We start from the raw sequence: 13,366 nt of genomic DNA on the forward strand, positions 1-13,366 counted from the left end.
ATTCAACTTCTCCTCCAACTTCGGTCCCTGGGGAGGCCGGACCAGGGAGTCCCACGGGCGCGACCCAGGGCCGGCACGGCTGAATCTGGATCCACACCCACTGGAAAGGATTCTCATGAACGTCAGCCGCCGCACTCTCCTCCGGACCACCGGCGCCGCCGCGCTGGCCACTCCGCTGCTCACAGCAGGCGCGGCCGCCTCTCCGAAGCTCCCGTTCGGACCTGTCAAGCAGATCGACGCGGGCGTCCTCAAGGTCGGGTACGTCGAGCTCGGGCCGGCCCACGGCACCCCGGTGCTCCTGCTGCACGGCTTCCCGTACGACGTCCACAGCTACGAGCAGGTCGCCCCGCTCCTCGCCCGCCGCGGCTACCGCGTCGTGGTGCCCTACTTCCGCGGCCACGGCAGTACGACGTTCCGCTCGGCCGCCACGCCCCGCAACGTCGACCAGGCCGCGTTCGCGCTCGACACCCTCGCCCTGATGGACGCGCTCGGGATCCAGCGGGCCGTGCTGGCCGGCTACGACTGGGGGTCGCGCACCGCCGACATCATCGCGGCGCTCTGGCCGGAGCGCGTGAAGGCACTGGTCTCGGTCACCGGGTACCTGATCACCAACCTGGAGTTCAACAAGAAGCCGCTTCCCCCCGCGGCCGAGAACGCCTGGTGGTACCAGTACTACTTCGCAACCGAGCGCGGCGCGGCAGGCCTGCACCAGTACAAGCGGGAGATCGGTGAGTTCATCTGGAAGTTCAACTCGCCGACGTGGAAGTACAGCTCCGCGACGTACGCCCGGACCGCAGCCGCCTTCGACAACCCGGACTACGAGGCCATCGTGATCGGCAACTACCGGTGGCGGCAGAGCCTGATCCCGGCCGAGCCGGAGTACGCCGAACTGGAGAGCGAACTGCAGAAGGCGCCGAAGATCGCCGTACCGACGATCACCATCGACGGCCGCTACGACCCGTTCACACCGGCCGGGAACGGGTCGTCGTACCGGGACCACTTCACAGGGCGCTACCAGCACCGCACCTTCGACGTGGGGCACAACGTGCCGCAAGAGGCACCCCGGGAGTTCGCGCAGGCAGTGATCGACGCTAGTCGATGACAGCCTCCAGAGCCGGTACGACGCTGCGCGCCCAATCGGCCTGCTGATCGGCGCGTGTGGACGTCGTGGCGAGTAGAGCGACTGTGGAGCCGTGGACGACGGACAGGTCGACGTAAGACTCCGCACCGGCGTACGCACGCACCCCGGCAGCAGCTGTGTCGTCGGCCCAGAGCTGTTTCACACTCAGGTCCCCGCCGGTGCCGCAGGCGTCCATGCGTGCCTTGTAGCCCTTGTAGTAGGTCTCCGCCTGCTTGGAGTTGCTGAAGCGGAGCAGAAGCGCGGTGGCAGGTAGGGCGTCGGCTGTGCGGTAGCTGCCGGTCAGTGCGTAGGCGGGGACTGGCAGCGAGCCGGCGACCGGCTGGCCGGCACAGCCGGAGGGCAGTGCTTCGTACGACGCCTGGTGTGGGTCGCGGCGGCGCGTCCAGGTGTTGTTGCCAATGAAGCCGGCCTCTGCACCACCCCGGTCCGTGTAGGTCTTCCAGCCCGTTCCGAGCTTGTCAGGTGCTGGGAGGTTGGCTGCGGTGAGCGGACCGGCGTTGGCCGGCGGCGGTGCGGTCGCTTGCTCGGGCACCTCCGGCGGGACAGCCGCATCTGTCGGTGGGGTGGAGCTCAGCGTGTTGGTGGGCACCGGGACCGTCCCTCCGACCGCTGTGGGGATCGGAGTCGGTGTGGGCGTCGGTGTGGGCGTCGGTGTGGGCTCTTGGGCGGCCGAGTCGGAGCTGCAACCGACCAGAACGACTGACAACGCGGTGGCGACTACTAGCGCTTTCACTTCGGCTCGTAGTGCTGGTAGTCGGGTTTGGCCCAGCCTGCACCCCAGAAGTACCCCTGGCCGATCAGAGCCTTCGTGGCGGCACTGCTCGAGAAGAGCATGCCCGGGCGCACCACGGACCGGTTGCGGTACGCCAGCCCGTTCGACGGGTACCAGACACCGTTCGCGGCAAGGTACGGGTTCTCCACAGTGTTGATGTCGATCGCCCAGCCGTACGAGTGCGGCGACAGCGAGTACGGGTCACCCGTGACGCGGCGGCAGTTGAACGCGGACGTGTTGTCGGCTGCCATCGACTTGATGTCGCTGCCGCCGAACACATCCACCCGGCGCATCTGCCGGATCGGGAACTTCGACGCGAACGTCGAGGTCCACGCGGTGATCATCTTCGCCACCGCGGCGTCCCGCAGAATCAGCTCGCCACGGTGGACGCGGCCGTCGAAACCCCAGTAGTTCAGCTGCAGCAGCCGCAGCGACGACGGCTTCACGGGGCATCCGGCGCGGTACGTGCTCGGCACCATCGCGGCGGAGACGGCGTACACCTTCGGGTTCAGTGCCGCCTTGATGACGATCGTCGCGAGGCCGGAGTACTCCATCGCGGACTGGGCGACGGAGCGCGTGACGACGCGGACGGTCCGCGTCTTCGGCAGGTCGTCGGGGACCCGCAGCCGGAAGTTGCCTCCTGCATCCATCGTGGCGATGTTCAGCAGTCGCCATACTCCGCTGCCGAGGTACTCCTGCAGCGCGAGTTCCTTGCCCGGTTCGGCCGGCACCATCCGCCCGGTGACCGAGACGCCGGTCAGCGTCGCGTACCAGGACGCCGGTGTGCTGATCAGGATCTTCCGGTCCTGGATCGGCACGGTCCGGTAGTCCGAGATCGCGAGCGCCGTCTCCGCCTTGACCCCGATCATCGTGCGGAACGCCCAGGTGCCTGTGTACGCCGACACGAAGCTGAACCTGTACACGCCGCCGGCCGTGGTCCGGGTCGAGGCGCGCAGTACCCACGCACCGGGGACGCGCTGCCACAGCGTGATGTAGGAGCCAGTGATCGGCTGACTGATCTTGCCGGTGAAGACGGTCGGCTTGTCCTCCCAGGACGCAGCCGGCTGATCCAGCGTGATCGACCACGCCGCCGCAGGAGTCACCGCTGGTTTCGGTGCAGGCGTGGGTGTAGCTGTCGGCGTAGGTGTTTCAGTAGGACTCGCAGTCGGCGTGACACTCGGCGAAGGACTCTCGTCCGCGTACGCCACACCGACCGACCCAAGACTCAACAGAACTGCGACCGCCACCCCGACGACGCGCTTCATCCGCCCCACCCTCCCTGGACAACACCTACCCCTTATAAGAGGCAGTCATCCGGGGAGACGTCACACGAAGGCGGGAAGTTCTTTCACTCCTGCAGTCTCTTCACGGCGGCGTCGATGCGCTCGTCGGTGCCGGTGAGCGCGACCCGGATGTGCCGGTCACCGGCGGTTCCGTAGAACGCACCAGGCGCGACGAGGATCCCCCGGTCCGCCAGCGCGCCGACGGAGCCGTACGCGTCGTACGACGGGTGCGACGCCCACAGGTACAGCCCGCCGTTGGACAGGGTGATCTCCCAGCCCGCATCGGTCAGAGCATCCCGCAGTACCGCACGGCGACGCAGGTAGCGAGCACGCTGCTCCTCGACATGAGCGTCGTCGGCGAACGCGGCGGCCATCGCGGCCTGGATCGGCGACGGCACCATCAGCCCGGCGTGCTTGCGTACGGCGAGCAGCTCGGTGACGACGGTCGGGTCACCGGCGACGAAGCCACCGCGGTACCCGGCGAGGTTGGAGCGCTTGGACAGCGAGTGCACCGCCAGCAGGTTGTCGAAGCTGCCACCGGAGATGTCCGGGTGCAGCACCGACACCGGCTTCTCGTCCCAGCCGAACTCGGTGTAGCACTCGTCGCTGACCAGCAGTACGTCGTTCGCCCGCGCCCACTCGACCGCGCGCCGCAGGTCGGCCGGCGGGGTGATCTCTCCGGACGGGTTGCGCGGAGAGTTCAGGTACGCGACCCGGACCGGCCCGTCGTACGTCGTGGGGTCCGCGACCGGGACGCTGGTGGCCCGGGCGAGTGCAGCGCCGGCCTCGTACGTCGGGTACGCCAGGTCCGGGATGAGGACCGTGTCACCGGCCCCGATGCCGAGCAGCGTCGGCAGCATCATGATCAGCTCCTTGGTGCCGATCACAGGCAGTACGCCGCTCTGCGGGTCGACACCGGTCACGTCGAGCCGCCGCGCCATCCAGTCCACAGCCGCCTGCCGCGCCGCCGACGTACCGATCGTGGTCGGGTACGCCGGGGCGTCCGCCGCGTCGGCCAGCGCCTGCTTCACCAGCGCCGGCACCGGGTCGACGGGGCTGCCCACCGACAGGTCCACGATCCCGTCGGGATGCGCAGCCGCCTTCAGCTGATAGGGGGCGAGCTTGTCCCACGGGAAGTCCGGCAACCGGCTGGAGGTATCAAAGATCACCTGCTTATTCTCCCCTACCCGCTCGGCAGCTGAGATTGCCTGTCCAGATCACTACGATCAGTGCGGACAGGGGGTGACCGAATGACGTATGACGTGGCAGTGGTGGGGGCCGGTGCGATGGGGTCGGCCGCCGCGCGGGCGCTGGCCGCGGCCGGGCGAGAGGTCGTCGTACTGGAGCAGTTCACGCTCGGGCACGAGCGCGGCGGGTCGCACGGCGCGACGCGGTTGTTCCGGCCGGCTGCGGACGACGCCGAGATAGCTGAGCTGACTGAGCGGGCACGGCCGCTGTGGCGGGAGCTGGAGGCGGAGTCGGGCGAGACGCTGCTCGAGGAGACCGGTGGGATCGACCACGGGATGGGCGACGCGTCGGTCGAGGCCTTCCGGTCGTTGCACGGGGCAACCGGGTCCGTGTTCTCGGCAGCGGAGGCTGCTGAGAGATGGCCCGGGTTCCGCTTCGAGACCGATGTGCTGTACCAGCCGGGGTCAGGTCGGCTGTACGCCGATCGGACCGTTCACGCGCTACAGGTCGTGGCTGGTCGTTTGGGCGCCGAGTTCCGCGTGCAGTCTCCAGTACGGGCGCTGCGGGCGCATCACGGTTTTCTCGAGCTCGACGTACCAGGGGGCGCCGTGTGGGCGCGGCACGTCGTACTGGCCACTGGACCGTGGACTCCGAAGCTGGCAGAGGGAGTGGTGTCGTTGCCGCCCTTCACAGTGACTCAGGAGCAGCCGCGGTTCTTCACACCTCTGTCAGACGAGCTGGAGTGGCCGTCCTTCGTGCACCACAGCCCTACCAGCTACGGCCTCTACGAGCCCGGCTCCGGGGTCAAGGTCGGACTGCACGCGACCGGGCCGGAGGTGGACCCCGACGAGCGCGACTTCCAGCCGGAGCCGGAACGGGACTCGGCCCTGCTGCGGTACGTCGAGCAGTGGTACCCAGGGTTGGACCCCCACAGGTCCACGGCGATCAGCTGTCTCTACGACACCACACCGACGTCCGACTTCGTCATCGACCGCGCCGGACCGGTCACGGTCGCCGCCGGGTTCTCCGGCCAGGGATTCAAGTTCGTGCCGCTGGTCGGCGCGTTCGTCCGCGACCTGGTCACCGGCGCCGCCCAGAAGTCAGGCCAGAAGTCAGGCCAGAAGTCAGCCCAGAGGTCAGTTCAGCCGCCGGCCCGGTTCAGATTCCAGAGCTTTCAGAGGTAGAGGCCGGTCTGGCCGTCCTCCAGGCGGCCGGCGGCCACCGCGTGCAGGTCGCGCTCGCGCAGCAGGATGTAGTCGTCGCCGCGCACCTCTACCTCGGCCCGGTCCTCCGGGTCGAACAGCACCCGGTCGTCGACCTCGACGGTCCGCACGTTCGCACCGATCGCGACCACCTTGGCCCAGGACAGGCGGCGGCCCATCTGCGCGGTGGCGGGGATCAGGATGCCTGCCGACGACTTCCGCTCGCCCTCCTGCTCGAGGGAGACCAGGACGCGGTCGTGCAGCATCCGGATCGGGAGTTTGTCGTCGGACAGCCGCTTGCGTGGAGTCACCGGCGACCCACCAGGCGGCGGATCACCAGGAGCACACCGACCACACCGCCGACGGCACCGACGACCGCGAGGATCTTCTGGGTCCGCAGCTGACCCCGCTCGTCGAAGACCTGGGCCTTGGCCTGCTCGACCTGCCGCAGGGCGACGTTCTTCGGGTTCGCCCGGTCGACCAGCTCGTCCACGGCCGAGGCCAGGCGCGCCCGGGTGGCGGCGATGTCCGCCTCGATCTGCTCGGCCGTCCGAGCCTTCGTGTCCGCCACGTGTCGGCGCTCCTTCCATCGGCGGGGCTGCCCCGATCTGCCCTTGGTCACCCACCATCCTCGCAGGTCATGCTCGCAGGTCCACGACCACCTTGATGTCTTCGGGTTCCCGTACCAATGCGTCCGGCCACTCGGACAGCGGCACGGTCCGGGTGATCAGCCGCTCCAGCCAGACCCGGTCCGCGGCCAGCAACACGTCAACGGCGTCGGCGTAGTGCCGCTTACCTGCGTTCACCGTCCCGACCAGGGCGGCGTTGCGGACCACCAACTGCCGGACCAGCGCGTCGAGTTGCACGTCGACCGTCGCCGGCCCGGGGTGGATCCCGGCCAGACACATGACACCAGCAGGCGGCAGCAGCGAGGCACAGTCGAACACCAGTTGCCCAGCACCCGTCGCCTCGATCACCACATCCGGTACGACGTCCAGCTGCCCCAGGTCGGTGATGTAGGTACCGCCAAGCGCCCGTACCAACTCTGGCTTCGGCCCGTCCTCAACCCGGTCCAGCACGTGTACGTCGTACCCGCGCTGCCGGGCGATCAGTGCGGCCAGCAACCCGATCGGTCCGGCGCCCGTCACCAGTACATGCTGCGGAGCGAACCACGATCGGGCTCCGACCTGGTCCACCTGCTCCCACGCCTTGGTGAGGATGCTTGCCGGCTCCACGAGCACACCGAGCTCTCCCAGCGCAGCAGGCACGGGTACGGCGAAGTACGGGTCGACCCGCCAGCGCTCAGCGCCGTACCCGTCCATCTCCTTGATGCCGCGCTCGGTGTACTGCCCGTTGCGGCAGAAGTCCCATTCACCTCGTGCACAGGCCGGACAGGGCACCGGGTCGGGTCGGCGTACCACTCCGGCGACCAGGTCGCCTGGGGCGAAGCCGGAGCCGGCAGGTGCCTCCAGCACGCGTCCGAGCGACTCGTGTCCGATGACGAGGTGGTCGGCGCCGGGACGGCCACTGCCGAACGCTCCGGAGACCAGCTCCAGGTCGGTCCCGCAGATGCCGGTGAGCAAGCCCTCCACCAGGATCGAACCGTCGACGACGGGAGGTTCTGGGACGTCGCCCACTGTCGCCGAGTCGGACTTGCCCGGCGTGACTGTCATGGCCCGCATCGGGTCAGGCTAACCGGGTCATGTCGACGGTCACCTCGATGGCCGTCGCCGCGTCGCCGGAGTAGATGCCCTTCAGCGGCGACACATCCGCGTAGTCGCGGCCCGTCGCCACCCACACGTGCCGGTGCCCGATCGAGATGTCGTTGGTCGGGTCGAAGCCCCACCACTCGCCGGTCCACGCCTCCACCCACGCATGACTCTCGCCGACGACCGTCTCGCCCACCGCCGCGTCCGGCTTGGTGTGCAGGTAGCCCGAGACGTAGCGGCTCGGTACACCGACCGCGCGCAGCATGGCCAGGGTGAGGTGCGCATAGTCCTGGCACACGCCCTCACCGGCCTGCCACGCGTCGACAGCGGACGAGTGCACACCTGTGGTGCCGCGCTGGTACTTCAGCGTGTCGTGGACCCACTTGGACACCGCCAGCACGGTCTCCTGCGGCGAACGGCCCCTGCGCAAGGAGCGGGCGACCGCGGACAGCTCCCGGTGCTTCGGCACGTAGGTGGTCCACTCCAGGTACTCGGCGTACGTGTCCAAGACGTCCGCTGACTTGAGCTGCACCCAGGTGACCTCAGCCGACGGCGGCGGCTGGTCGCTCGTCTCGACGACGGAGGCCGCGATCACCTTCAGTTCGGTGTGTGGGCTGTGCAGATCGAAGGAGTTGACCTCGGTACCCCAGTAGTCCGTGTACTTGTACGCGCGGGCCGGAGGGATCGTCTCCAGCCGAGCCACCATGAGGTTCTGCCGGTCGTCATGACGCGGTGTCAGCCTGGCTTCGTTGTAGGACTGGGTCACGGCCGTCGCGTAGCGGTAGCCCGTCGTGTGCACGACGCGGAGGCGCCAGTTCACAGGTTCACCTCCGTGTTGTTCCACTCGATCCACGGCACCGCATGGAAGTACTGCCGGGACACCGCCTCACCGACATCGCGGACCGTCGCCTGCAGCGCCTGCAGTCTGCCGGTCAGGTTGTCCAGCAGCTCCGCCGGCTGCAGGAACTCAAGGTCGCTGCGTGCCTTCCCCAGCAACCGCGACGCCTCCGCACCCGCACCGATCCGCGCCGACGGCCCGTGGTCGAGGTCCTCCAGACAGGACTCCGCCTGCTGCAGCGCATGGAACACCGACCGCGGGAAGAGCCGGTCCAGCAACAAGAACTGCACCACGCGGGACGCGTCGAGCGCACCGCGGTACGTCCGCAGGTACGTGTCGTGCGCACCCGCAGAACGCAGTACCGTCACCCAGCCGGGCGACGTGGGCCGGTCGCCTACTCGGGACATCAGCAGCCGGACAAGCATGTCCACTCGCTCCACCGACCGCCCCAGCACCAGGAACCGCCAGCCGTCGTCGCGGCTCATCGTGGAGTCGGCCAGCCCGGCGAACATCGCGGCCCGGTTCTCCACGAACGTGAAGAACTCGTGCGGCCCTACCCGGCGCGCAGCACGCTGCCGCTCGGGTACGGCGTTCCACATCGCGTTGATGCACTGCCACAGCTCACTCGACACCACCTCACGCGCGACCCGGGTGTTCTCCCGCGCGCTGGCGATCGAGGACACGATCGACCCGGTCTCGGGCGACATCGCGACCAGCTCGGTCAGGCCCCACACGTCCAGCTCGCTGCCGTCCGGTGGGGTGATGCCGAGGACCGAGAGCAGCCGGCGGCTGGCCGTGTCGGCGTCGACGGTGGCGTCCTCCAGCAGTTGGTGGACCGAGACATCGAGGATCCGCGCGGTGTCGTCCGCGCGTTCGACGTACCGGCCGATCCAGTACAGCGACTCGGCGTTGCGTGCGAGCATCGTCAGCACCTCCTCATCACTGTTGCTGCTGCTGTTGGGCGGCGTTCAGCTCAGGACCTTGCTCCGGCGTACTCTCCGGCTTCACCGCGGGGGTCCCGAGACCGGGTCCACGAAGCTCTGCGTCCTCACCGGACGCTCTGGGCGCCAGCACCCACGTGTCCTTGGATCCGCCGCCTTGTGACGAGTTGACGATCAGGCTGCCCTCGGGAATCGCCACCCTGGTCAGTCCACCTGGCAGAACGAACACGTCCTCGCCGTCGTTGACCGCGAACGGCCTCAGGTCCACATGTCGTGGCTGCAGCCGTTCACCCACCTTCGTCGGCACAGTGGACAGCTGTACGACGGGTTGCGCGATCCAGCCCCGTGGGTTGGCCCTGATGCGCCTCCGCTGTGCCTGGAGCTCCTTGGGCGAGGCATCCGGCCCGAACACGATGCCGTACCCACCAGAGCCCTCTACCGGCTTGGTGACCAGCTCGTCCAGGCGGTCCAGTACTTCAGCATGCTCTGCGGGCAGCCAGCACCGGTACGTGTCGACGTTCGGCAGCAGCGGCGTTTCGCCCAGGTAGTACTTGAGGATCTCTGGAAGGTACGTGTAGATCAGCTTGTCGTCACCGACACCGTTGCCGATCGCATTGGCGATCACCACGTTGCCTGCGCGCGCCGCGTTCACCAGACCCGCCACACCGAGCACGGAGTCCGGAACGAACTGCACCGGGTCCAGGAACTCGTCGTCGATCCGCCGGTAGATCACGTCGACGCGCTGCTCGCCTTCTGTCGTCCGCAGGTAGATGACGTTGTTGCGGGCCAACAGGTCCCGCCCCTCGACCAGCTCCACCCCCATCTGCCGTGCCAGCAGCGAGTGCTCGAAGTACGCCGAGTTGTAGACACCTGGTGTCAGTACGACGACGTTCGGGTCAGTCACGCCGGGTGCCGCGGCCCGCAGCGAGCGGAGCAGGTGTACGGCGTAGTCGCCGACCGCACGGACCCGGTGCTTGGCGAACAGGTCCGGGAACACGCGTGCCATCGTCCGGCGGTTCTCCATCACGTACGAGACCCCGGACGGGCTCCGCAGGTTGTCCTCGAGCACCCGGAAGTCGCCCTGCTCGTCACGCACCACGTCGATCCCGGCCACGTGGATGCGGACACCGTTCGGCGGTGCGATACCGGCTGCCTGCCGGTGGAAGTGCTCACAGGAGGTGATCAGCCGGCGTGGCAGTACGCCGTCCGCAACGATCTGCTGCTCGCCGTAGATGTCGGCCAGGAACGCCTCCAGTGCCCGCACCCGCTGTACGACGCCACGCTCCAGCCGCGACCACTCGGACGCCGTGATCACCCGCGGCACCAGGTCCAGCGGGAACGGCCGCTCCTCCCCTGACAGGCTGAACGTGATCCCCTGGTCGACGAGCGCCCGGTCGAGCGCCTCGGACCGAGTAGTCAGGTCCGCGGGCTGCAACGGCTGTAACGAGTCGTGCAGCCGCTTGTACGCCGTACGCACGCCGTCGACCGGATCGAACATCTCGTCGTACGCCCCGGCATGGGGACGACGCGGGTCGAGGTAGCCGTCGAACAACTGGCGGGAGGATGCGCGGCTCATCTGCGCATCTTCACCCACTCGGCCTCCGCTCGCACCCCGAAAGGGCCTAGTTCTTCCGCACGTAACATTGCGCCCAGTAGACCTACCCGTGGAGGACCTGATGTCCGATCGTCTGTCCGTTGGCGACACCGCCCCCGACTTCACCCTGCCCGATGCCGACGGCAACGAGGTGGCACTGGCGGACCTGCGCGGAAAGAACGTGATCGTCTACTTCTATCCGGCCGCGATGACCCCGGGCTGCACCAAGCAGGCCTGCGACTTCCGGGACTCGCTCGACTCGCTACAGGCCGCCGGGTACGCCGTACTCGGGATTTCCCCCGACAAGCCGGCCAAGCTGGCGAAGTTCCGGGACCGCGACGGCGTGACGTTCCCGCTGCTCAGCGACCCGGACAAGGAGGTCCTGCAGGCGTACGGCGCGTTCGGCGAGAAGACCATGTACGGGAAGAAGGTGACCGGGGTGATCCGGTCCACGTTCGTCGTCGACCCGGAGGGGAAGGTCGCGGTCGCGCAGTACAACGTGAAGGCGACCGGCCACGTCGCCAAGCTGCGCCGCGACCTGGGCCTTTGACCTGAGCCTGTGACCTGAGATGGTGACCTGAGATTGTGAAAAGGCACCTCACCGTGGGCGTTTCCGGAGGGAAACCTTCGACCGTTTCATGCACTTGGTCCATGGAACGGTCGTTTAAGCAAACCATCGCTGTGATTTGGGTCACACAAACATCTCAGCGGATCGCAGCGGAGTCGGCACTCTCGGTGAGTTTTTAAGCGTTCCTGTGAAAGAGCGGTACTCCGGGGACGGTTCCGGTTCAGCGACGGGTGTGTCACGACCGTCGGCGGCCTTCGCCGTGACGTGCGGAAACCGGGTAATCTGCGCGCGCAGTCTGCCTCTGGGAGGGAGGGACCTGCCGCGATGGGAAAACATTCCTCTGCGGTGACGCGAAGTAACAACAACCGTCGCTCGGTGTACATCACCGCGGTCGGGCTACTGGTGCTGTCGTTGGGCGCCGTCTTCGTAGTCCGGTCCTTCGGGTCCGAGGCGGGCGCCGACGGGTTCCTCGGCGGCGGCAAGGCCTGCGCCGATCCGACACAGATCCAGCTGGCCACGACGCCCGAGTTGCAGTCCCCGCTCGAAGCCGCGGCCAAGTCGCTCGCGGCCAAGGGCGGCAAGGACGGCACCCCGTGCCTGCAGGTCACGGTCAGCTCGGCGCCGTCGGCACAGATCGCGAGGGACGTCGCGCACGGCAGCGACAACCGGCCGGACCTGTGGGTCCCGGACTCCTCGCTGTGGGTCGCGCAGGCCGACGACGGCCAGAGCGTCCCGAGCATCGCGGTGGCCTCCGTCGCCACGTCGCCGATGGTCATCGTCGGCCGGCGCGACAACTTCGCCGACACCTCGTCCTGGCTACGCATCATGGCCGCGAACCAGCCGGCACTGCTCGACCCGCTGAACACCACTCCCGGCGCACTCACATTGCTGGCGGTGCAGAGCGAGCGGCAGAAGACGTCGGCCTCCGACGGTCAGGTGTCGCAGTTGATCGTTCCGCTGGCCCAGCGACTCGGGTCGATGGCCAAGCCGTACACGGACGTCAGCGCGCTGTTCGGTCGCGCCGACCAGGACGGCAGCAAGATCGTCGTACCGGCGTCCGAGCAGAGTTTCGTGAAGTACCAGGAGGAGCACCCCGAGGCGCAACTCCGGGCGATCCAGCCGGACACCGGCACGCTGTACCTGGACTACCCGATCGTGGTCACGGCCAAGTCCGACGCCGAAGCGGCGAACGACGCGGCTCAGGCGCTGGCGACCGAACTACTAACCGACAGCGCCGCGCAGGCGCGCGACCAGGCCGGCTTCCGGGACACCACGCTGAACCCGCTCGGCGGCGGTCGCGGCGTCGGCGACGTGAACCAGTTGACCAAGCCGACCAGCGAGGCGATCGACACCACGCTGCAGAACTGGACTCGGCTGTCGCTGTCCACGCACTCGCTGGCGGTCATCGACATCTCCGGTTCGATGGCGGAGAAGGTCGGCGCCAAGACCCGGATGCAGCTCACGATCGAAGCCGCGATCGGCGGCCTGAACCTGTTCCCGGACAGCGCCCAGCTCGGCCTGTGGACGTTCTCCACGAACATCGGCGCGGACAAGGCCGACTTCAAACCGCTGGTGCCGATCGCTCCGCTGTCGCAACGGCAGCGCGGAAAGATCGTCGAGCAACTGAAGATCCAGCACCCGATCCCGAACGGCGGCACCGGGCTGTACGACACCGCGATCGCCGCGGTCCGCCAGGTCCGGCAGGAGTACAAGGCGACCGCGGTCAACACGGTCCTGCTGTTCACCGACGGCAAGAACGACGACCCCGGGAGCCCGACGCTGGCCGAGGCCGTCCAGGCGCTCAAGGCCCAGCAGGACCCGTCCCGCCCGGTCCGCATCATCGCCCTGGGCATGGGCCCCGAGGCGAACGCCGACGAACTCGCTGCGCTGGCCGGAGCCACCGGCGGCGCGTCGTACGTGGCCCGCAACCCCGGCGACCTGAAGAACGTCTTCATCGACGCCCTCCAGAGCCGCTGACCCCACCGAAGGCCGACGCCTCCCCTAGGATGTCTACCCAGGGGAGGCACCAGCCCTCCTCAGCCAGAGTGGTGGAACGGCAGACACACCGGCTTTAGGTGCCGGCGCCCCCGGGCGTGCGGGTTCAACTCCCGCCTCTGGCACAACCAGTAG

13 protein-coding genes and 1 tRNA gene are annotated in these 13,366 nt (G+C 68.2%); 5 read left to right on the top strand and 9 right to left on the bottom strand.

The window, feature by feature from the left end; translation table 11 throughout:
* Positions 1–115 precede the first annotated feature (115 nt).
* Entirely contained in the window at positions 116–1,102 is a 987-nt protein-coding gene (locus EV647_RS09860) for an alpha/beta fold hydrolase (RefSeq protein WP_134001181.1), read from the top strand.
* Here EV647_RS09860 and EV647_RS09865 read toward each other — a convergent pair.
* The 3 genes from EV647_RS09865 to dapC all read right to left on the bottom strand — a co-directional run bounded on the left by EV647_RS09865 (position 1,092) and on the right by dapC (position 4,362).
* Positions 1,092–1,730 carry a hypothetical protein gene (locus EV647_RS09865; RefSeq protein ID WP_166680267.1) on the bottom strand — a complete coding sequence of 213 codons (639 nt, stop codon included), beginning with the start codon at positions 1,728–1,730 and terminating at the stop codon, positions 1,092–1,094. The two genes, EV647_RS09860 and EV647_RS09865, sit on opposite strands and share 11 nt — an antisense overlap.
* A gap of 140 nt (positions 1,731–1,870) precedes the next feature.
* Positions 1,871–3,178 (bottom strand): M15 family metallopeptidase, encoded by a 1,308-nt coding sequence (locus EV647_RS09870; protein WP_134001185.1) that lies wholly within the window; start codon positions 3,176–3,178, stop codon positions 1,871–1,873.
* A gap of 83 nt (positions 3,179–3,261) precedes the next feature.
* On the bottom strand, positions 3,262–4,362 hold the full coding sequence (gene dapC / locus EV647_RS09875; RefSeq protein WP_202876132.1) for a succinyldiaminopimelate transaminase: 1,101 nt from the start codon (positions 4,360–4,362) through the stop codon (positions 3,262–3,264).
* An 84-nt stretch (positions 4,363–4,446) separates the two neighbouring features.
* On the opposite strand from dapC, the gene EV647_RS09880 reads away from it, so the two are divergent.
* A complete protein-coding gene (locus EV647_RS09880; RefSeq protein ID WP_134001189.1) occupies positions 4,447–5,568 on the top strand; it encodes an FAD-dependent oxidoreductase in 1,122 nt (373 codons plus the stop codon).
* Here EV647_RS09880 and EV647_RS09885 read toward each other — a convergent pair.
* From EV647_RS09885 to EV647_RS09910, 6 genes are all read right to left on the bottom strand, one after another.
* The gene (locus EV647_RS09885) at positions 5,559–5,852 is read right to left on the bottom strand and encodes a co-chaperone GroES (RefSeq protein WP_198682459.1); all 294 of its coding nucleotides are present in this window, start codon (positions 5,850–5,852) and stop codon (positions 5,559–5,561) included. The genes EV647_RS09880 and EV647_RS09885 overlap by 10 nt on opposite strands.
* 41 nt (positions 5,853–5,893) lie before the next feature.
* Positions 5,894–6,157, bottom strand: a complete 264-nt coding sequence (locus tag EV647_RS09890; protein ID WP_134001193.1) for a DUF3618 domain-containing protein — start codon at positions 6,155–6,157, stop codon at positions 5,894–5,896.
* A 67-nt stretch (positions 6,158–6,224) separates the two neighbouring features.
* A complete protein-coding gene (locus EV647_RS09895; RefSeq protein ID WP_134001195.1) occupies positions 6,225–7,268 on the bottom strand; it encodes a glucose 1-dehydrogenase in 1,044 nt (347 codons plus the stop codon).
* A gap of 4 nt (positions 7,269–7,272) precedes the next feature.
* Positions 7,273–8,115, bottom strand: a complete 843-nt coding sequence (locus EV647_RS09900) for a transglutaminase family protein (RefSeq protein ID WP_134001197.1) — start codon at positions 8,113–8,115, stop codon at positions 7,273–7,275.
* Positions 8,112–9,056, bottom strand: a complete 945-nt coding sequence (locus EV647_RS09905; protein WP_134001199.1) for an alpha-E domain-containing protein — start codon at positions 9,054–9,056, stop codon at positions 8,112–8,114. The genes EV647_RS09900 and EV647_RS09905 overlap by 4 nt, the downstream gene beginning before the upstream one ends.
* Positions 9,057–9,072: 16 nt before the next feature.
* Positions 9,073–10,572 carry a circularly permuted type 2 ATP-grasp protein gene (locus EV647_RS09910; protein WP_370342808.1) on the bottom strand — a complete coding sequence of 500 codons (1,500 nt, stop codon included), beginning with the start codon at positions 10,570–10,572 and terminating at the stop codon, positions 9,073–9,075.
* 178 nt (positions 10,573–10,750) lie between these two features.
* Between EV647_RS09910 and bcp the strand changes: the two genes are divergently transcribed.
* The 3 genes from bcp (at position 10,751) to EV647_RS09925 (ending at position 13,356) form a co-directional block, all read left to right on the top strand.
* On the top strand, positions 10,751–11,218 hold the full coding sequence (bcp, locus tag EV647_RS09915; RefSeq protein ID WP_134001203.1) for a thioredoxin-dependent thiol peroxidase: 468 nt from the start codon (positions 10,751–10,753) through the stop codon (positions 11,216–11,218).
* Positions 11,219–11,581: 363 nt separating this feature from the next.
* A complete protein-coding gene (locus EV647_RS09920; RefSeq protein WP_238175248.1) occupies positions 11,582–13,213 on the top strand; it encodes a substrate-binding domain-containing protein in 1,632 nt (543 codons plus the stop codon).
* A gap of 62 nt (positions 13,214–13,275) precedes the next feature.
* Positions 13,276–13,356: transfer RNA gene (locus tag EV647_RS09925), tRNA-Leu, on the top strand.
* Positions 13,357–13,366 lie beyond the last annotated feature (10 nt).

Source organism: Kribbella sp. VKM Ac-2566 (assembly GCF_004366005.1).
Taxonomy (GTDB): domain Bacteria; phylum Actinomycetota; class Actinomycetes; order Propionibacteriales; family Kribbellaceae; genus Kribbella; species Kribbella pratensis.